This is a genomic window from Pseudomonas sp. PSKL.D1 (assembly GCF_028898945.1).
GTDB lineage: Bacteria > Pseudomonadota > Gammaproteobacteria > Pseudomonadales > Pseudomonadaceae > Aquipseudomonas.
The window spans coordinates 3909293-3928952 of sequence record NZ_CP118607.1 but is presented as its reverse complement, the minus strand read 5'-3'; the positions used below and the strand labels follow the sequence as shown (position 1 = coordinate 3928952).

Below are 19660 nucleotides of genomic sequence, written 5' to 3'. Positions count from 1 at the left end.
GAGGGTATTTGTTATTCTCTAGCCCTTTGCCGATTTCGGACCCCTGCCATGACTGCCATCGATACCGCGCGCGCGCCGCGTTTCAGCCGCAGCGATCACCGGACCCTGGGTCTGGCGGCACTGGGCGGCGCGCTGGAGATCTACGATTTCATCATTTTCGTGTTCTTCGCCCTGACCCTGAGCCAGCTGTTCTTCCCGCCGGAAATGCCCGAGTGGCTGCGCTTGCTGCAGAGCTTCGGCATTTTCGTCACCGGTTACCTGGCGCGGCCGCTGGGGGGCATCCTGATGGCCCACTTTGCCGACCACCTGGGGCGCAAGCGGGTGTTCAGCCTGAGCATCCTGATGATGGCGCTGCCGTGCCTGTTGATCGGGGTGATGCCTACCTATGCCGACATCGGCTACGCGGCGCCGCTGATCCTGCTTGCCCTGCGCATACTGCAAGGGGCGGCAGTGGGAGGTGAAGTGCCGAGTGCCTGGACCTTCGTGGCCGAGCATGCACCGGCCGGGCGCCGTGGTTATGCGCTGGGTTTCTTGCAGGCGGGGCTGACCTTTGGCTACTTGCTCGGGGCACTGACGGCGACGCTGCTGGCGCAGGTGTTCACTGCGCAGGAAATCCTCGATTACGCCTGGCGCTACCCGTTCCTGCTGGGCGGGGTGTTTGGCGTGATTGGTGTATGGCTGCGCCGCTGGCTCAGCGAAACCCCGGTATTTTTGGCCTTGCGCGAGCGCCAGGAACAACCGGTGGCGTTCCCGTTGCGGCGGGTGCTGGGTGAGCACCGTCAGGCGCTGATCCCGGCCGCATTGCTGACCTGCGTGCTGACCTCGGCAGTGGTGGTGCTGGTGGTGATCACCCCGACCGTGATGCAGCAACGCTTTGGCATGACGGCGGGGCATACCTTTGCCTTGAGCAGCGTGGGCATCGTGTTCCTCAACATCGGCTGCGTGCTGGCCGGGCTGTTGGTCGACCGGCTGGGCGCCTGGCGTGCGCTGATGATCTACAGCGTGCTGCTGCCGCTGGGCATCGGCGCGTTGTATGCCAGCCTGGTGGGGCAGTGGGGCGCGACCTGGCTGGCATATGCCGTGGCCGGGCTGTGCTGCGGGGTGGTGGGGGTGGTGCCGTCGGTGATGGTCGGGCTGTTCCCGGCCGAAATTCGCGTGTCGGGGATTTCCTTCACCTACAACGTGGCCTATGCACTGTGGGCCAGTACCACGCCGCTGGCGCTGATTGCGCTGATGCCGTGGAGCCCGTGGGTGTGTGTCGGGTTTTGTCTGATCATGGGTGTGGTGGGGTTGCTGACGGCCCTGTACTTCGGGCGTCGTGAGGCGTTGGCGTTTGTGGCGCAGCCGTTGCCGATCATGTGTGGTGACAAATGAGGGGCTAACGCTGGTGAGGCACTGAGGCAGACTTCCGGGCGGGGGTTATTGGAATAACCTATTGGCCAAATTTAACCTGGAAGGTTAATTTCTCATGGAAAAGAGAATGCCTCATTGCCCGCTGGAGCGGGTGAAAGCCTTGGCTGCCGAAGGGCGCGTTGGCGTTACGGGTACTGCATTGAGAGGCGCCAGGACGCTGGGAATGGATTTTCCCGGCATCCTTGAAGTGGTTGCCCGCCTGGAACGCACTGATTTCTTCAAGAGCATGACCAGCCATATCGATCACCGGGTTTGGCAGGACGTGTATCGCCGGCTTACGGCAACCGGGTACGTTTATCTGAAAGTTTCCGTGATAGACGAGGTACTCATCGTGTCTTTCAAGGAGTTGTAGTCATGAGATGTCCAGCATGCGGCGGTGCGGAGCTTGCACCTGATGTTCAGGGTATGCCCTATAGTTACAAAGGCGTGGCGACCGTAATCACAGGCGTTAGTGGCGATTACTGTTCCGCCTGTGGAGAATGTGTTCTTGGCCACGATGAAGCCATGCGTGTCAGTACTCTGATGACGGCGTTCGAGCGCCAAGTGAACGCAACGGTTGTGGACCCTTCGTTCATTGTTTCCATACGCCGGAAATTCGACCTCGACCAGCGTGAGGCGGGGGAGATCTTTGGTGGTGGGGTCAATGCATTCTCTCGCTATGAAAACGGCAAGACCACACCCCCAGTGGCGCTGATCAAGTTGTTCAAACTGCTCGATCGCCACCCGGAATTGTTCGAGGAAGTGCGTACCGCCTGACGCTTCGGCATACGAAAAAGCCCCCGGTTCTTGCGAGCCGGGGGCTTTTTGTTGGGGCCTTACATGTTCGGGTAGTTCGGCCCGCCGGCGCCTTCAGGAGTAATCCAGGTGATGTTCTGGGCCGGGTCCTTGATGTCGCAGGTTTTGCAGTGCACGCAGTTCTGCGCGTTGATCTGGAAGCGTTTGTTGCCGTCTTCCTGAGTGACCACTTCATACACGCCAGCCGGGCAGTAACGCTGGGCGGGCTCGTCGTACAGCGGCAGGTTGCTGGCGATCGGCACGTTCGGGTCGGTCAGCTTCAGGTGGCAAGGTTGTTCCTCTTCATGGTTGGTGCTGGAGAGGAATACCGAGCTGAGCTTGTCGAAGCTGAGCTTGCCGTCCGGCTTCGGGTACTCGATTTTTTGCGAGTCGGCCGCCAGTTTCAGGCAGGCGTAGTCCGGCTTGGTGTCGTGCAGGGTGAACGGCAGTTTGCCGCCGAACCAGTTCTGGTCCACGTAGTTGAAGGCGCCACCGAGCAGCGGGCCGAACTTGTGCAGGGCCGGGCCGAAGTTGCGGCTGGCGAACAGCTCTTCATGCAACCAGCTGGCCTTGAACGCTTCGACGTAGGTGTTCAGGGCGTCGCCGCCCTCGCTGCCGGCAATCAGGGCATCGGCCACCGCTTCGGCGGCGAGCATGCCGGACTTCATCGCGGTGTGGCTGCCCTTGATCTTGGAGAAGTTCAGGGTGCCCAGGTCGCAGCCGATCAACGCGCCACCGTTGAATACCATTTTGGGCAGCGAGTTCAGGCCGCCTTTGCAGATGGCGCGGGCGCCGTAGCTGATGCGCTTGCCGCCTTCGAGGTACTGGGCCATCACCGGGTGGTGCTTCAGGCGCTGGAACTCGTCGAACGGCGACAGGTACGGGTTGGCGTAGGACAAATCGACGATCAGGCCGACCACGACCTGGTTGTTTTCCAAGTGATAAAGGAACGAGCCACCGGTGTTGTCGGCTTTTACCACATCCAGCGGCCAGCCGGCGGTGTGTACCACCAGGCCTTGTTCATGCTTGGCCGGGTCGATTTCCCAGATTTCCTTCAGGCCGATGCCGTAGTGCTGCACATCGGAATCGCTGTCCAGGTTGAAGCGTTTGATCAACTGCTTGCCGATATGGCCACGGCAGCCTTCGGCGAACAGGGTGTATTTGCCACGCAGCTCCATGCCCGGGGTGTACATGCCGTCTTTGGGGTTGCCTTCACGGTCCACGCCCATGTCACCGGTGACGATGCCGCGCACCACGCCGTTTTCGTCGAACAGCGCCTCCTGGGCGGCGAAGCCCGGGTAGACCTCAACGCCCAGGTTCTCGGCCTGCTGGGCCAGCCAGCGGCACAGGTTGCCCAGGGAGATGATGTAGTTGCCTTCGTTGTGCATGGTCTTGGGCACGAACAGGTCAGGCACCTTGGTGGCGCTGCCGGCATCCTTGAGCACGTAAATGTCGTCGCGCTTCACTTCGGTGTTCAGCGGCGCGCCGAGCTCTTTCCAGTCAGGGAACAGTTCGTTCAGCGCGCGGGGCTCGAACACCGCGCCGGAGAGGATGTGAGCACCGACTTCGGAGCCTTTTTCCACCACGCAGACGCTGATCTCGCTACCGGCTTCGGCGGCCTTCTGCTTCAGGCGGCAGGCGGCGGACAGGCCCGCCGGGCCGGCGCCGACGATGACCACGTCGAATTCCATGTATTCGCGTTCCACTGGTTCTCTCCTACTCATCAAGGCTCGTGCTGTTGCTTGTCTTATGGGTGCGGGCGCTGTTGCGCGGCGGCTCTCACGGGTGGAGCCGGCCTGTAGCTGCGCAAAGGATGAACTACACCGTTTTCTCTTGGCCGCGCATTATATCTACACCACTCGGCGGGTCCAATACAAACGTTTGTTTGAATTTGCCGCAGGCCAGTAAAATCACAGGAGCGCGGCTGAAGGGTGACCGATTTGCCGTATTGACCGGATTGGGTGTTACGGTCAAGATACGAGCGGTTTTACGTTCGCCGTAGGCTTGCAGCCGGGCGCAGGTACACCTCTAAAGACCTGGTTTGGAGCAGGGTTTTCGGCCATCAGGCCGGTTTGTAGTGGAGTTTACACGCCACGACAGAAAATGACCCGTGGGTATTTGCCGCAACAGTCCAGACAAGACTGTTCGGTCACCATGAAGTTTGCCGCTCCAGATTCGTTTTTAGAGGTGCCCTTGTACCCACGCGCATCGCCGGGCTCAGCCCCAGGCGACTATCTATTCACCGGAGAGTAACGAGGAATCCATGAAGGTTCTTGTAGCTGTCAAACGAGTGGTCGACTACAACGTCAAGGTTCGCGTCAAGGCGGACAACTCCGGCGTCGACCTTGCAAACGTCAAGATGTCCATGAACCCCTTCTGCGAAATCGCCGTCGAAGAAGCCGTACGCCTGAAAGAAAAGGGCGTTGCGACCGAGATCGTCGTGGTTTCCGTTGGCCCGACCACTGCCCAGGAGCAACTGCGTACCGCCCTGGCTCTGGGCGCCGACCGCGCCATCCTGGTTGAAGCCGCAGACGAGCTGAACTCCCTGGCCGTGGCCAAGGCGCTGAAAGCCGTTGTCGACAAAGAGCAGCCTCAGCTGGTCATCCTCGGCAAACAGGCCATCGACAGCGACAACAACCAGACCGGCCAGATGCTGGCTGCGTTGACCGGCTACGCCCAAGGCACCTTCGCCTCCAAGGTTGAAGTGGCTGGCGACAAGCTGAACGTCACCCGCGAAATCGACGGCGGCCTGCAGACCGTATCGCTGAACCTGCCGGCGATCGTCACCACCGACCTGCGCCTGAACGAGCCGCGCTATGCGTCGCTGCCGAACATCATGAAGGCCAAGAAAAAGCCGCTGGAGACACTGGCTCCGGACGCGCTGGGCGTTTCCCTCGCCTCCACCAACAAGACCCTGAAAGTCGAAGCCCCTGCTGCCCGCAGCGCTGGCATCAAGGTCAAATCGGTGGCCGAACTGGTCGAGAAGCTGAAGAACGAAGCGAAGGTAATCTAAATGACTATCCTGGTTGTCGCTGAATACGAGAACGGTGCCGTAGCCCCGGCCACCCTGAACACTGTTGCCGCTGCTGCCAAGATCGGTGGTGATGTCCATGTGCTGGTCGCTGGCCAGAACGTGGGTGGCGTTGCTGAATCCGCCGCCAAGATCGCTGGCGTGGCCAAGGTGCTGGTTGCCGATAACGCCGCCTACGCCCACGTGCTGCCGGAAAACGTCGCGCCGCTGATCGTCGAGCTGGCTAAAGGCTACAGCCACGTGCTGGCCCCGGCCACCACCAATGGCAAGAACGTACTGCCACGCGTTGCCGCGCTGCTGGACGTCGACCAGATTTCCGAGATCATCTCGGTTGAATCCGCCGACACGTTCAAGCGCCCGATCTACGCCGGTAACGCCATTGCCACCGTGCAATCGAGCGCTGCGGTCAAGGTCATCACCGTGCGTACCACCGGCTTCGACGCCGTGGCTGCCGAAGGTGGCTCCGCTGCCGTTGAAACCGTGGGCGCCGCGCACAACGCCGGCATCTCGGCCTTTGTCGGTGAAGAACTGGCCAAGTCCGACCGCCCTGAGCTGACCGCTGCCAAGATCGTCGTTTCCGGCGGCCGTGGCATGGGCAACGGTGATAACTTCAAGCACCTGTACAGCCTGGCCGACAAGCTCGGCGCTGCCGTGGGTGCCTCGCGCGCCGCGGTTGACGCAGGCTTCGTGCCGAACGACATGCAGGTCGGCCAGACCGGCAAGATCGTCGCGCCACAGCTGTACATCGCCGTCGGTATCTCCGGCGCGATCCAGCACCTGGCCGGTATGAAAGACTCCAAGGTGATCGTCGCGATCAACAAGGATGAAGAGGCGCCGATCTTCCAGGTGGCCGACTACGGCCTGGTCGCGGACCTGTTCGAAGCCGTTCCAGAGCTGGAAAAGCTGGTCTGATCCGGCGGCTTCACTTATAAAGAAGCCCGGCCCTCGCATCGAGGGCCGGGCTTTTTTATTGGCAAGGAGTAACCGATGGTGTTTCGCAAGGCAGGCAAGATGCTGGCATGCGCGCTGGCGATGGCATCGCCGCTGGCTGTTGCGGCTGGTAAGTGCGAGCGCCTGGTGGCCACCGGCAGCCCGGACGCGCCGCCATACTCCTGGCAAGACCCTAAAGACCCCAAACACCTGATCGGCGCAAACGTTGACCTGCTGCGCCAGGTTGCCGGCGAACTGGGCGTGAAGGTGGAGGTGCTGAACGCCGGCAGGCGCGATCAGGCGCTGGAAGAGGTGCGCAGCGGGCGTATCGACCTGTTGCTCGACACCCCCATGCAGGTCGAGCAACTCACCACGCTGGACTACATCCACCCGCCCTTGCAGCTTAACGAATACCTGGTCTGGACCCGGCATGACGCCGTGCTGGACTTCGAAGGCCCGGCGGACCTGGCCAACTATCAGGGCAGCTTGTCGGAGCGGGCACGCCTGACGCCGGCCTTCAGTGCTTTCGCCAAGGCGCAGCTGAAGCTGGTGCCGGCCCAGAACCTGACCCAGGCCTTTCAAAAACTGGTGCTGGGGCAGGTCGACTATGTGCTGGCAGGGCGCTATTCCGGCATGGCCATGACCCAGAGCCTGGGCATGAGCACTCACCTGATCGCCCGCGGCTTGCCGGTGGACAGGCCAGGCTTGTACCTGGCGGTGTCCCACAATTCGGCGTGCAACGACACGTGGTTGCGTGGGCAATTGGCGAAAAAGCTGACAGAATTGCCGATCTCCGGTGCGTCCCAGGCTGTGCTGCAACGTAACGTCGAGCGCTGGAAGGCGCAGATGCAGGTGCAGGCGGACGCCCCCAAACATTAGGAAGAGTGCGTGAGAACCCAATCCCTGATTCTTGCCGTGGCCATGCTCGGCCTGGCCGGCTGCGCCAACGACCCGGCGCCCAATGAGCAGATGCGAATTTCCGAGCAGGCGCTGGAGCAGGCCAAGGCGGTCGGTGCCACCGACCAGGTCGAGGCGCTGAAGCTGGCCGAAGACAAGTTCACCCGGGCCAAGAGCAACATGCTCAGCGAAGACTACCGCGATGCCCGCATGCGCGCCGAGCAGGCCGAACTGGATGCGCGTCTGGCCGAGGCGCAGGTGTTGAACCAGAAGAGTGAAGAGCAGCTTGAGCTGCTGAACTCGCGGGTGAAGCGCCTGCGCAAGCAGCTGGAGGTGCAGCCATGAAGCCATCCAAGCCCATGGCCGTGCTGGCGCTGCTGGCCTTGACGGCCGGTTTGCAGGGTTGCGCCAGCCAGCGCAGCGAGGCAGCCCTGGATGACGCCACGGCGGCGTTCCAGAAGGTGAAGGACGACTCCGACGTGCTGCGCAGTGCGCCGCGTGACGTGATTCGTGCCGGTGAATCGCTGGCGCGGGCCGAGCGCCTGTCCAGCTACATTGGCACCGGCAGCGATGTGCGTCATTACGCCTACCTGAGCCAGCGCTACAGCGAAATTGCTGGCGAGCATGCCAAGCTGGCATTGAACCAGGAGCGCATTGCCAAACTCGACCTGGAGCGCCAGCGCCTGCAGTTGGCCCTTCGCGAGGCCAAGCTGGCAAGCGTGCAGCAACAGGGTAAATGGGTTGAGACGCAGATCGCCGCGCTGGCGTCGGAGCAGGCCGACCGTGGCCTGGTGATGACCCTGGGTGATGTGCTGTTCGACACCGGCCGCGCCGACCTGAAGAACTCGGCCAGCCGCACGGTGCTGAAACTGGTGCAGTTCCTTCAGTTGAACCCGCGCCGCGTGGTGCGGATCGAGGGCTACACCGACAGTACGGGTGCGCCTGAGGAAAACCTCAAGCTGTCCCGTGATCGTGCCCAGGCCGTGGCTGACATGCTGGTTGACCTTGGTGTCGATGAGAAGCGGCTGGAGGTGATGGGGTATGGTGACCAGTATCCGATCGAAGCCAATGCTTCGGAGCGGGGCAGGGCGCAGAATCGCCGGGTGGAGATCGTGTTTTCGGATGACAAGGGCAGGTTGGCGCCGGCGCGGTAGCCTTGTGCGGGCCTCTTCGCGGCTAAAGCCGCTCCCACAGGTTCAGTGCTTGCCTCAAGGCATGCGCAATCTCTGTGCGAGCGGCTTTAGCCGCGAACACCGGCGTAGCCGGTGCCATCCACGCTAGGACTGCTACTCAACAGAAATGTCGACTATCCTGCAATCTGTCCCAGTACACTTTGCAACTGTTACGGTATGCTTTACCGACAGTCAGTCGTACAAGAACAACGAGCCCGCCCGCCATGACCAACCTGCTGCTGTACCAGCGTATCGCCCAGCAACTGGCCGATGACATCCGTCGCGGTGTCTACCAGCCGGGCGAGCGCGTACCCTCAGTGCGCAAGATGAGCGCGCAGCTCAATGTCAGCCATGCCACGGTACTGCAGGCGTACGCGAACCTGGAAGATCAGGGCCTGATCCGTGCCAGGCCGCAGTCGGGCTACTACGTTCACCAAACACCCGCCCTTACCGCGCAAACGCCGGACATCGCTCGTGTGGAGCGCCCAGGCCTGGTTACCCGTGCCAGCATCATCCAGCAGGTACTGACCGAGGCGCGTCGTGATGGTGTGTTCCCGTTCGGCGCCGCGGTGCCCCATGTTGATTACCTGCCCGTGCGCGCCTTGCACCAGCAAATCGCCAAGGTCACTCGCTTTCACAGCCCGCGGGCCTTCAGCTACATGTTCAGCCCCGGGTTCGAGCCGCTACGACGGCAAATTGCAATTCGCATGCGCGATGCCGGGGTGCTGGTCGACCCGCGCGAGGTGATTGTCACCCATGGCTGCGTCGATGCCCTGCAAATGTCACTGCGGGTGCTGACCCGGCCTGGCGACCTGATCGCCGCCGAATCGCCGACGTACTATGGCTTGCTGCAGCTTGCCGACTTGCTTGGCTTGAAGGTGATCGAAATCCCCAGTGATCCCTCGACCGGCATCAGCCTGGAAGCCCTGCAGCTCGCTGCCAGCCAGTGGTCGATCAAGGCCCTGGTGCTGACCACAAGGTTGAGCAATCCGTTGGGCGGGACCATGCCGGAAGAGCGGCAGAAACAGCTGCTGCGCCTTGCCTCCGACTTTGACATTCAGGTCGTCGAGGACGATATCTATGGCGAACTGATGTTCGAGCAAGGCAAGACCAAGGCCCTCAAGGCCTTCGATCGCCTGGACCGGGTGATCTACTGCTCGAGCTTTTCCAAGACTCTGTCGCCCGGGGTGCGGGTAGGCTGGATGATCGCGGGGCGCTATCAGGACGAGATCCAGCGCCTGCAAACGTTCACCACCCACTCGGCCTGCAGTGTCACGCAAATGGGCGTGGCGGCCTACCTGGAGAACGGCGGTTACGACCGCCATTTGCGCTACATTCGCCAGGAGTACCGTAAGAATCTCAGTGCGTATCAACTGGCCGTGCAGCAGCACTTCCCTGAAGGCACGCAGATGACCCGGCCGACGGGCGGCTTCATTCTCTGGATTAGCCTGCCGGGACGGGTCAACACTCAGGAATTGCACGTGCGGGCCCTGGAGCAGGGCATCAGTATTGCGCCAGGGTTGATCTTCAGTAACACCGAGCAGTTCAACCACTGCATCCGCCTTAATTGCGGCATTCCTTGGAACAAGGAAGCCGAGCGGGCAGTGATGACGCTCGGGTTGCTGGCCCAGCAATTGTGCCGAGATTCTGCCGGATCGCTGTTGTAGGCTTGCCAGCGGGCGGCGGAACGGAGAGCATACGCACTTTCCAGCCTGCCCGCCGACATCCATGACTCTGTTGCGTTGTTTTGCTTTTTCGCTCTGCCTCGCGCCGTTTTGCATGCTAGGTGCCGCGGCGCATGCCGCACAGCCGGTCGGCCATGATCAGGCTGCTCATAAAGCGCCGGTAAAGCCCGCCAAGGCCAAGCCTGCGCGCAAGCCGGTGAGCAAGGCTGTTACCCAGCCGCTGCCCAAGGCGCATCTGGACTTGAGCCTGCCGGTTGATATGGTCAAGAACCTTGAACCCGACGTGGGCAGTTCGGCCACCCGTCGCAAACCTTTGCTGCCGGCCATGTTCACGGAAAAGCCGCAAACCGACGACAGCCCGTTCCAGCTCAATGGGCGACTGATCAGCAACGAAATGCAGCTGCAGCTGCGCAATGACAGCCGCCGGGATGTGGAAGGGGCGGCCATCGAATTTGAGTTTCGCCAGTAGCCCGGGCGAACTGACTGCCGGGTCACGGCAGATTTCATCGGGCCAGCAATTTCAAACATATGTTTGAGCCGTTAGTATCAGGGACGTTCGTCCCGTTTTGCTCCAGGGAGTCCTGTTAGCCATGAATTGCCGTGAGGGCTGCGGTGCCTGCTGCATTGCCCCGTCCATTACCTCTGCCATGCCGCGCATGCCCCAAGGCAAGCCTGCCGGCGAGCGCTGCCTGCACCTGACCGCCGACAACCTCTGCGACCTGTTCGGCAAGCCCGAACGCCCGGCGGTGTGTGGTGGGTTCAAGGCGGATATCGAGGTGTGCGGCAACGACCGTGACGAAGCGATCAGGATCCTCGGCTGGTGGGAGCAGATGACGGCGGCGTGAAAGCGGTATCTTCGACAACAAGGATAAAGATGATGAGATCGTTCAAGCGTATTGCGCTGGTGTGTGGAATGGGTGTTTTGCTGGCGCCGGCGGCCTGGGCCGAGAACTGGCAGGTGGCCAAGGACGAGGAGGGGATCAAGGTCTCCCTCAGCGAAGTGCCGGGCTCCAAGTACAAGGCTTATCAGGGTGTAACCCTGATCAAGGCGCCATTGGCCAAAGTGCAGGCGCTGCAAGAGGATGTGGCCGGGGCCTGTGCCTGGGTGCACGAGTGCAAGGCCCAGAAGCTGCTCAAGCATGAAGGCGACCAGAGCTGGACCTACACCCAGTTCAACACGCCGTGGCCGGTGACGCCGCGCGATTCGGTGCTGCACATCACCACCGTGAAGGGCGCGGACGGCACCTTGACGCGTACCTTGAAAGAAGAGCCGACGTACATCCCGGAAGAGAAGGGTTTTGTGCGGGTGGCGAAGGTGGAGGGCTTCTGGAAGCTGGTGCCTAAAGGCGACAGCACGGAAGTGACCTATCAGGTGCACACTGAGCCTGGTGGCAGCGTGCCGGCGATGGTGGCCAACAAGTTTGTGGTGGATTCGCCGTTCAATACCCTGAAAGAGCTGCGTGAGCGGGCCGAGAAAACTGAGTAGCCTTATTGCTCTGCCTGAGGGAGCAACTGACTTGTACAAAGCCTAAAGGCTGACGCGATCCCTGTGGGAGCGGCCTTGTGTCGCGAAAGGGTCGCGCAGCGGCCCCTGGATTTCAGCTTCACAGCCGATATTGCCGGGGCCGCTGCGCAGCCCTTTCGCGACACAAGGCCGCTCCCACAGGGTCCAGCAGGGTCCAGCAGGGGTTGCGGCTGACTTGCCAATAAAAAAGGCTGCCCGAGGGCAGCCTTTTTGCGTTCGGCCGTTAAAGCTTACTTGCGGTCCTTCAGCTCAGCGATGTCACGCTGCTGCTCGCCGGTGTACAGCTGGCGCGGGCGGCCAATCTTGTACGGGCTGGAGAGCATTTCTTTCCAGTGCGAGATCCAGCCCACGGTACGTGCCAGGGCGAAGATCACGGTGAACATGCTGGTCGGAATGCCGATTGCCTTCAGGATGATGCCCGAGTAGAAGTCGACGTTCGGGTACAGCGAGCGCTCGATGAAGTACGGATCGGTCAGGGCGATCTCTTCCAGGCGCATGGCCAGTTCCAGCTGCGGGTCGTTCTTGATGCCCAGCTCGCCCAGGACTTCGTCGCAGGTCTGCTTCATCACGGTGGCGCGCGGGTCGCGGTTTTTGTACACGCGGTGGCCGAAGCCCATCAGCTTGAACGGGTCGTTCTTGTCCTTGGCCTTGGCGATGTACTTGTCGATGTTCGAAACATCGCCGATTTCATCGAGCATGGTCAGCACGGCTTCGTTCGCACCGCCGTGGGCAGGGCCCCACAGCGCGGCGATACCGGCGGCGATACAGGCGAACGGGTTGGCACCCGAAGAGCCCGCCAGGCGCACGGTGGAGGTGGAAGCGTTCTGCTCGTGGTCGGCGTGGAGGATGAAGATCCGGTCCATTGCCTTGGCCAGCACCGGGCTGATCGGTTTGATCTCGCACGGGGTGTTGAACATCATGTGCAGGAAGTTTTCCGCGTACGACAGGTCGTTGCGCGGGTACATCATCGGCTGGCCCATGGAGTACTTGTAAACCATCGCGGCCAGGGTCGGCATCTTGGCGACCAGGCGCACCGCGGAGATTTCGCGGTGTTGCGGGTTATTGATGTCCAGGGAGTCGTGGTAGAACGCCGACAGGGCGCCGACCACGCCGCACATCACCGCCATCGGGTGAGCGTCGCGGCGGAAACCGTTGAAGAACGACTTCAGCTGCTCGTGAACCATGGTGTGGTTCTTCACGGTGCTGACGAACTGGGCCTTCTGCTCGGCATTCGGCAGTTCGCCGTTGAGCAGCAGGTAGCAGGTTTCGAGGTAGTCGGACTTTTCGGCGAGTTGTTCGATCGGGTAGCCGCGGTGCAGCAGCACGCCCTTGTCGCCATCGATGTAGGTGATCTTCGACTCGCACGAGGCGGTCGCCATGAAACCTGGGTCGAAGGTGAAGTGACCAGTGGCCCCCAACCCGCGGACGTCGATTACATCAGGACCAACCGTGCCGGTTAAAATGGGCAGCTCGACGGGGGCAGCGCCCTCGATGACCAACTGCGCTTTTTTGTCAGCCATGTGGCCTCCTATTAATGCTTGAAATCATCAGACAGTCCCCCCACGCAGGGCCCGCACCACTATAGAGAATCAAATCCGAATGTCAATTTGCCTAAAGGCTGGTTGAAACCGGTATTGAACCCTGATTTTTCAAGAATTTGTCGCCCATTTACGCCTTTTGCGCGCTAAAGGCAATCCGCTATTTGGGCTACCCCGTCACGTTGTCATAAGCAGCCTAACTGTCTATACTCGGCACCCGACCGCCAGGGGCTTGCAAGCCCGAACTGCTGGGGGTCGCCGTTCTGTGGGTGGTGGGTACCTGACCAGTACACTTACCAACAACTTTGCCCTGATTCGCTAGGGGCTCTTCAGTGTGAAAAAAGCCGTGAAAAGCCAACGACCTGTAAACCTAGACCTAAGGACCATCAAGCTCCCGATCACCGCGTACACGTCCATTCTTCACCGTATCTCCGGCGTCATCCTGTTCCTGGGCCTTGCCATCATGCTTTATGCACTGGGCAAGTCGCTGGGTTCCGAGGAAGGCTACGGCGAGGTGAAGGCGTGTCTGACCAGCCCGCTGGCCAAGTTCGTGACCTGGGGTCTGCTATCCGCCCTGCTGTATCACCTGGTGGCAGGCGTACGCCACCTGATCATGGACATGGGCATCGGTGAGACGCTGGAAGGCGGCAAACTGGGCTCGAAAATCGTGATTGTCATCTCCGTGGTGGTGATCGTTCTGGTGGGAGTTTGGGTATGGTAACCAATGTCACGAACCTGTCGCGTTCGGGCCTCTATGACTGGATGGCGCAGCGCGTCTCGGCGGTCGTTCTCGCGGCTTACTTCCTGTTCCTGATCGGATACATCGTCGTACACCCGGGCATGGACTATGCCCAGTGGCACGGTCTGTTCTCCAACAACGCGATGCGGATCTTCAGTCTGCTGGCCCTCGTTGCCCTGGGCGCTCACGCCTGGGTCGGCATGTGGACCATCGCCACCGACTACCTGACGCCGATGTCGTTCGGCAAGTCGGCGACTGCGATTCGTTTCCTGTTCCAGGCGGTATGCGGCGTTGCGATGTTCGCTTACTTCGTCTGGGGTGTGCAGATTCTCTGGGGTATCTGATCCATGGCTAGCATTCCAACCATTTCCTTCGACGCCATCATCATCGGTGGCGGCGGCGCCGGCATGCGCGCAGCGCTGCAACTGGCTCAAGGCGGCCACAAGACTGCCGTAGTCACCAAGGTCTTCCCGACCCGTTCGCACACCGTATCCGCCCAGGGCGGCATCACCTGCGCCATCGCTTCGGCCGACCCGAACGACGACTGGCGCTGGCACATGTACGATACCGTCAAGGGTTCCGACTACATCGGTGACCAGGACGCTATCGAATACATGTGTCAGGAAGGCCCGGCTGCGGTCTTCGAGCTGGACCACATGGGCCTGCCGTTCTCCCGTACCGAAACCGGCCGCATCTATCAGCGTCCGTTCGGTGGCCAGTCCAAGGACTTCGGCAAGGGTGGTCAGGCTGCCCGTACCTGTGCTGCTTCCGACCGTACCGGTCACGCGCTGCTGCACACCCTGTACCAGGGCAACCTGAAAGCAGGCACCACCTTCCTGAACGAGTACTACGCGGTTGACCTGGTGAAGAACCAGGAGGGCGCGTTTGTCGGCGTGATCGCGATCTGCATCGAAACCGGCGAAACCATGTACATCAAGTCCAAGGCCACCGTACTGGCCACTGGCGGTGCAGGCCGTATCTACGCCTCCACCACCAACGCCCTGATCAATACCGGTGACGGTATCGGCATGGCGCTGCGTGCCGGCGTGCCGGTGCAGGACATTGAAATGTGGCAGTTCCACCCGACCGGCATCGCCGGCGCCGGTGTACTGGTGACCGAAGGTTGCCGTGGTGAAGGTGGCTACCTGATCAACGCCCACGGCGAGCGCTTCATGGAGCGTTACGCGCCGAACGCGAAAGACCTGGCTGGCCGCGACGTGGTTGCGCGCTCCATGGTCAAAGAAATCATCGCCGGCAACGGCGTGGGCCCGAACAAGGACCACGTACTGCTGAAGCTGGACCACCTGGGCGAGGAAGTGCTGCACAGCCGCCTGCCAGGTATCTGCGAACTGTCCAAGACCTTCGCCCACGTCGACCCTGTCGTCGCGCCGGTCCCGGTCGTTCCAACCTGCCACTACATGATGGGCGGCGTTGCCACCAACATTCATGGCCAGGCCATCACCATGGACGCCGAAGGCAAGGACCACATCATTCCGGGCCTGTTCGCGGTCGGTGAAGTGGCGTGCGTATCGGTTCACGGCGCCAACCGCCTGGGCGGCAACTCGCTGCTCGACCTGGTGGTGTTCGGCCGTGCTGCCGGCCTGCACCTGGAGAAGGCGCTGAGCGACGGTATCGAGCATCTCGATGCCAGCGACACCGACATCGATGTTGCCCTGAGCCGCCTGAGCAAGCTCAACGAGCGTAACACCGGTGAAGACGTTGCCACGCTGAAGCGCGAGCTGCAGAGCTGCATGCAGAACTACTTCGGTGTATTCCGTACCGGCGAATACATGCTCAAGGGTATCGAGCAATTGGCTGGCCTGCGCGAGCGCATCGCCAACGTGAAGATCAACGACAAGTCCCAGGCCTTCAACACTGCGCGTATCGAAGCGCTGGAGCTGCAGAACCTGTTGGAAGTTGCCGAAGCTACCGCCATTGCGGCCGAAGCCCGTAAAGAGTCCCGCGGCGCGCACGCCCGTGAAGACTTCGAAGACCGTGACGACGAGAACTGGCTGTGCCACACCCTGTACTACCCGGGTGAGAAGCGCGTTGCCAAGCGTGGCGTCAACTTTGCGCCGAAGACTGTTCCAGCCTTCGAACCAAAAGTCCGGACTTACTAAGGGTGGCTGCTATGTTGAAAGTCGAAGTTTATCGTTACAACCCGGACACCGACTCGGCGCCCAAGATGGAGTCGTTCGACGTCGATACCGGCGGCAAGGACCTGATGGTGCTGGACGTGCTGGCACTGATCAAGGAAAAGGACGAGGGCTTCTCGTACCGTCGCTCGTGCCGTGAAGGCGTGTGCGGTTCCGATGGCATGAACATGAACGGCAAGAACGGCCTGGCTTGCATCACCCCGCTGTCGGGTGTGGTCAAGAACAACAAGCTGGTTCTGCGCCCGCTGCCAGGTTTGCCGGTAATCCGTGACCTGGTCGTCGATATGAGCATCTTCTACAAGCAGTACGAGAAGGTGAAGCCATTCCTGCAGAACGACACGCCGGCTCCGGCCATCGAGCGTCTGCAGTCGCCGGAAGACCGCGACAAGCTGGACGGCCTGTACGAGTGCATTCTGTGCGCTTGCTGCTCGACTTCCTGCCCGTCGTTCTGGTGGAACCCGGACAAGTTCCTGGGCCCGGCCGCTTTGCTGCAGGCCTACCGCTTCCTGGCCGACAGCCGTGACACCAAAACCCAGGAGCGCCTGGCGTCCCTGGATGACCCGTTCAGCGTATTCCGCTGCCGCGGGATCATGAACTGCGTGAACGTTTGCCCCAAGGGTCTGAACCCTACCAAGGCAATCGGCCACGTACGTAACATGCTGCTGCAAAGCGGCACCTGATTCAAAGCGTTGTAACTGCAGTAAGCCGAGGTGCGGGTGGTGAGCCCGCACTGAGGTAAAACCTGAGCAAGGGCCCACAAAGCCCGCGCTCGATACCTATGAAGATATGAGACCAGCAGGGGCTTTCCGGGCTGGTACCCGGAAAATCAGCAAGATCCAAGTGGCGTGGTTCAGTCGCTGTGTTCGGACTTTTCCAGGTTTGCTGTGGCTCTCGCCGATCAGTCCCCTAACCGAGGGTGACCAAGCATGCAAGAAAGCGTGATGCAGCGCATGTGGGAAAGCGCCCACCTTTCAGGTGGTAACGCTGCATATGTGGAAGAGCTCTACGAGCTCTACCTGCACGACCCTAACGCTGTGCCAGAAGAGTGGCGCACTTACTTCCAGAAGTTGCCCGCCGACGGCAGCACCGCTACCGATGTATCGCACTCGACGATCCGCGACCATTTCGTATTGCTGGCAAAGAACCAGCGCCGCGCCCAACCGGTGTCCGCCGGGAGCGTGAGCACAGAACACGAGAAGAAGCAGGTTGAAGTTCTGCGACTGATCCAGGCCTATCGTATGCGCGGCCATCAGGCTGCCAAGCTCGACCCCTTGGGGTTGTGGCAGCGCCCTGCGCCCGTAGACCTGTCGATCAATCATTACGGCTTGACCAATGCCGATCTTGATACGACCTTCCGTGCCGGCGACCTGTTCATCGGCAAAGAGGAAGCGAGCCTACGCGACATCTTCGATGCACTCCAGAAGACATATTGTCGCACCATTGGCGCCGAGTTCACCCACATCGTCGATTCCGAGCAACGCAGCTGGTTCCAGCAGCGCCTGGAAAGCGTGCGTGGCCGCCCGGAATTCTCCGCCGACGTGCAGGCTCACCTGCTCGAGCGCGTGACCGCCGGTGAAGGCCTGGAGAAGTACCTGGGCACCAAGTACCCGGGCACCAAGCGTTTCGGCCTCGAGGGTGGCGAAAGCCTGATCCCGATGCTGGACGAGATGATCCAGCGTTCCGGCTCCTACGGCACCAAGGAAGTCGTGATCGGCATGGCCCACCGTGGCCGCCTGAACGTCCTGGTGAACACCTTCGGCAAGAACCCGCGCGAGCTGTTCGACGAGTTCGAAGGCAAGAAGATGAACGAGCTGGGCTCCGGTGACGTCAAGTATCACCAGGGCTTCTCCTCCAACGTGATGACCCCCGGTGGCGAAGTTCACCTGGCCATGGCGTTCAACCCGTCCCACCTGGAAATCGTCTCGCCAGTGGTGGAAGGTTCGGTGCGCGCCCGTCAGGACCGTCGCAACGACACCGTGGGTGACAAGGTGCTGCCGATCTCGATCCACGGCGACGCTGCATTCGCCGGCCAGGGCGTGGTCATGGAAACCTTCCAGATGTCGCAAACCCGCGGTTTCAAGACCGGCGGTACCGTGCACATCGTGATCAACAACCAGGTTGGCTTCACCATCAGCAACCCGCTGGACGCGCGCTCCACCGAGTACGCCACCGACGTTGCCAAGATGATCCAGGCGCCGATCCTGCACGTGAACGGCGATGACCCGGAAGCGGTGATGTTCGTCACCCAGCTGGCCATCGACTACCGCATGCAGTTCAAGCGTGACGTGGTCATCGACCTGGTCTGCTACCGCCGTCGCGGCCACAACGAGGCCGACGAGCCAAACGGCACCCAGCCGCTGATGTACCAGCAGATCACCAAGCAGCGCACCACCCGTGAGCTGTACGCCGAGGCGCTGATCCAGGCTGGCCGCATCGACGCCGAGCGCGCCCAGGCCAAGATCGACGAGTACCGCAATGCGCTGGACAACGGCCTGCACGTTGTAAAAAGCCTGGTCAAGGAGCCGAACCGCGAGCTGTTCGTGGACTGGCGCCCATACCTGGGCCATGCCTGGACCGCGCGTCACGACACCCGCTTCGACCTCAAGACCCTGCAGGAGCTGTCGGCCAAGTTGCTGGAGCTGCCGGAAGGTTTCGTGGTTCAGCGCCAGGTCGCGAAGATCTACGAAGATCGCCAGAAGATGCAGGCCGGTGGCTTGCCGATCAACTGGGGCTATGCAGAGACCATGGCGTACGCCACCCTGCAGTTCGAAGGCCACCCGATCCGCATGACCGGCCAGGACATCGGCCGTGGCACCTTCTCGCACCGTCACGCGGTGCTGCACAACCAGAAGGACGCCAGCACTTATGTGCCGCTGAAGAACCTGTTCCCGGGCCAGCCGCGTTTCGACCTGTACGACTCCTTCCTGTCGGAAGAAGCGGTGCTGGCCTTCGAATACGGTTACTCCACCACCACGCCGAACGCGCTGGTGATCTGGGAAGCCCAGTTCGGCGACTTCGCCAACGGTGCGCAAGTGGTGATCGACCAGTTCATCACCAGCGGCGAGCACAAGTGGGGCCGCCTGTGCGGTCTGACCATGCTGCTGCCACACGGTTATGAAGGGCAGGGGCCGGAGCACTCCTCCGCGCGTCTGGAGCGTTACCTGCAGCTGTGCGCCGAGCACAACATCCAGGTGTGCGTGCCTACCACCCCGGCACAGATCTACCACCTGCTGCGTCGTCAGGTCATTCGCCCGCTGCGCAAGCCGCTGGTTGTGCTGACGCCGAAGTCGCTGCTGCGCCACAAGCTGGCCATCTCCACCCTGGAAGACCTGGCAGAAGGCTCGTTCCAGACCGTGATCCCGGAAATCGACACCCTCGATCCGGCCAAGGTCGAACGCCTGGTGCTGGCCAGCGGCAAGGTCTACTACGACCTGCTGGAAAAACGCCGTGCCGAAGGCCGCGAAGACATCGCCATCGTGCGTATCGAGCAGCTGTATCCGTTCCCTGAGGACGACCTGGTCGAAATCCTGGCGCCGTACACCAACCTCAAGCATGCGGTGTGGTGCCAGGAAGAACCGATGAACCAGGGCGCCTGGTACAGCAGCCAGCACCACATGCGCCGTATCCTGGGCCGCCACAACAAGGCACTGGTCCTGGAATACGCCGGCCGCGACGCTTCCGCCGCGCCAGCCTGTGGTTACGCTTCGAAGCACGCCGAACAGCAGGAAAAACTGCTGCAAGACGCGTTCACTGTCTAACGCCTTCGTGCACCTGAAACCGAATTTAAGGAAACACTGATA

At 61.4% G+C, this 19660-nt stretch carries 19 protein-coding genes; 17 read left to right on the top strand and 2 right to left on the bottom strand.

Annotated elements, in window-relative coordinates; all coding sequences use genetic code 11:
* Window positions 1-48: 48 nt before the first annotated feature.
* The 3 genes from PVV54_RS17455 to PVV54_RS17445 all read left to right on the top strand — a co-directional run bounded on the left by PVV54_RS17455 (window position 49) and on the right by PVV54_RS17445 (window position 2169).
* Window positions 49-1374, top strand: a complete 1326-nt coding sequence (locus PVV54_RS17455; RefSeq protein ID WP_274906459.1) for an MFS transporter — start codon at window positions 49-51, stop codon at window positions 1372-1374.
* Between the two features lie 94 nt (window positions 1375-1468).
* Entirely contained in the window at window positions 1469-1765 is a 297-nt protein-coding gene (locus PVV54_RS17450; RefSeq protein ID WP_274906458.1) for a type II toxin-antitoxin system MqsR family toxin, read from the top strand.
* A 2-nt stretch (window positions 1766-1767) separates the two neighbouring features.
* Complete coding sequence (locus PVV54_RS17445; protein WP_274906457.1) at window positions 1768-2169, top strand: type II toxin-antitoxin system MqsA family antitoxin; 402 nt, start codon at window positions 1768-1770, stop codon at window positions 2167-2169.
* A 59-nt stretch (window positions 2170-2228) separates the two neighbouring features.
* Here PVV54_RS17445 and PVV54_RS17440 read toward each other — a convergent pair whose 3' ends face one another.
* A complete protein-coding gene (locus tag PVV54_RS17440) occupies window positions 2229-3911 on the bottom strand; it encodes an electron transfer flavoprotein-ubiquinone oxidoreductase (RefSeq protein WP_274906456.1) in 1683 nt (560 codons plus the stop codon).
* Between the two features lie 539 nt (window positions 3912-4450).
* Between PVV54_RS17440 and PVV54_RS17435 the strand changes: the two genes are divergently transcribed.
* From PVV54_RS17435 to PVV54_RS17395, 9 genes are all read left to right on the top strand, one after another.
* Window positions 4451-5200 carry an electron transfer flavoprotein subunit beta/FixA family protein gene (locus PVV54_RS17435; RefSeq protein ID WP_274906455.1) on the top strand — a complete coding sequence of 250 codons (750 nt, stop codon included), beginning with the start codon at window positions 4451-4453 and terminating at the stop codon, window positions 5198-5200.
* Window positions 5201-6130 carry an electron transfer flavoprotein subunit alpha/FixB family protein gene (locus PVV54_RS17430; protein ID WP_274906454.1) on the top strand — a complete coding sequence of 310 codons (930 nt, stop codon included), beginning with the start codon at window positions 5201-5203 and terminating at the stop codon, window positions 6128-6130. It begins immediately after the preceding gene.
* A 75-nt stretch (window positions 6131-6205) separates the two neighbouring features.
* Window positions 6206-7027, top strand: coding sequence for a substrate-binding periplasmic protein (locus PVV54_RS17425; protein WP_274906453.1), 822 nt, complete (start codon window positions 6206-6208; stop codon window positions 7025-7027).
* Between the two features lie 9 nt (window positions 7028-7036).
* On the top strand, window positions 7037-7390 hold the full coding sequence (locus tag PVV54_RS17420) for a DUF4398 domain-containing protein (protein WP_274906452.1): 354 nt from the start codon (window positions 7037-7039) through the stop codon (window positions 7388-7390).
* The gene (locus tag PVV54_RS17415; RefSeq protein ID WP_274906451.1) at window positions 7387-8199 is read left to right on the top strand and encodes an OmpA family protein; all 813 of its coding nucleotides are present in this window, start codon (window positions 7387-7389) and stop codon (window positions 8197-8199) included. The genes PVV54_RS17420 and PVV54_RS17415 overlap by 4 nt, the downstream gene beginning before the upstream one ends.
* Before the next feature lie 242 nt (window positions 8200-8441).
* On the top strand, window positions 8442-9884 hold the full coding sequence (locus PVV54_RS17410; RefSeq protein WP_274906450.1) for an aminotransferase-like domain-containing protein: 1443 nt from the start codon (window positions 8442-8444) through the stop codon (window positions 9882-9884).
* 61 nt (window positions 9885-9945) lie between these two features.
* Window positions 9946-10371 carry a hypothetical protein gene (locus PVV54_RS17405; protein ID WP_274906449.1) on the top strand — a complete coding sequence of 142 codons (426 nt, stop codon included), beginning with the start codon at window positions 9946-9948 and terminating at the stop codon, window positions 10369-10371.
* Between the two features lie 121 nt (window positions 10372-10492).
* Complete coding sequence (locus tag PVV54_RS17400; RefSeq protein ID WP_274906448.1) at window positions 10493-10747, top strand: YkgJ family cysteine cluster protein; 255 nt, start codon at window positions 10493-10495, stop codon at window positions 10745-10747.
* 29 nt (window positions 10748-10776) lie between these two features.
* Window positions 10777-11388 carry an START domain-containing protein gene (locus PVV54_RS17395; protein ID WP_446731420.1) on the top strand — a complete coding sequence of 204 codons (612 nt, stop codon included), beginning with the start codon at window positions 10777-10779 and terminating at the stop codon, window positions 11386-11388.
* A gap of 269 nt (window positions 11389-11657) precedes the next feature.
* Here PVV54_RS17395 and gltA read toward each other — a convergent pair whose 3' ends face one another.
* Window positions 11658-12947 (bottom strand): citrate synthase, encoded by a 1290-nt coding sequence (gltA, locus tag PVV54_RS17390; protein ID WP_274906447.1) that lies wholly within the window; start codon window positions 12945-12947, stop codon window positions 11658-11660.
* Window positions 12948-13299: 352 nt separating this feature from the next.
* Between gltA and sdhC the strand changes: the two genes are divergently transcribed.
* The 5 genes from sdhC (at window position 13300) to PVV54_RS17365 (ending at window position 19618) form a co-directional block, all read left to right on the top strand.
* A complete protein-coding gene (gene sdhC / locus PVV54_RS17385; RefSeq protein WP_274906446.1) occupies window positions 13300-13686 on the top strand; it encodes a succinate dehydrogenase, cytochrome b556 subunit in 387 nt (128 codons plus the stop codon).
* Complete coding sequence (sdhD, locus tag PVV54_RS17380; protein ID WP_023381357.1) at window positions 13680-14048, top strand: succinate dehydrogenase, hydrophobic membrane anchor protein; 369 nt, start codon at window positions 13680-13682, stop codon at window positions 14046-14048. The genes sdhC and sdhD overlap by 7 nt, the downstream gene beginning before the upstream one ends.
* 3 nt (window positions 14049-14051) lie before the next feature.
* Window positions 14052-15824 carry a succinate dehydrogenase flavoprotein subunit gene (gene sdhA / locus PVV54_RS17375; RefSeq protein WP_274906445.1) on the top strand — a complete coding sequence of 591 codons (1773 nt, stop codon included), beginning with the start codon at window positions 14052-14054 and terminating at the stop codon, window positions 15822-15824.
* 11 nt (window positions 15825-15835) lie between these two features.
* Window positions 15836-16540 carry a succinate dehydrogenase iron-sulfur subunit gene (locus PVV54_RS17370; RefSeq protein ID WP_274906444.1) on the top strand — a complete coding sequence of 235 codons (705 nt, stop codon included), beginning with the start codon at window positions 15836-15838 and terminating at the stop codon, window positions 16538-16540.
* 246 nt (window positions 16541-16786) lie between these two features.
* Entirely contained in the window at window positions 16787-19618 is a 2832-nt protein-coding gene (locus tag PVV54_RS17365; RefSeq protein WP_274906443.1) for a 2-oxoglutarate dehydrogenase E1 component, read from the top strand.
* Window positions 19619-19660 lie beyond the last annotated feature (42 nt).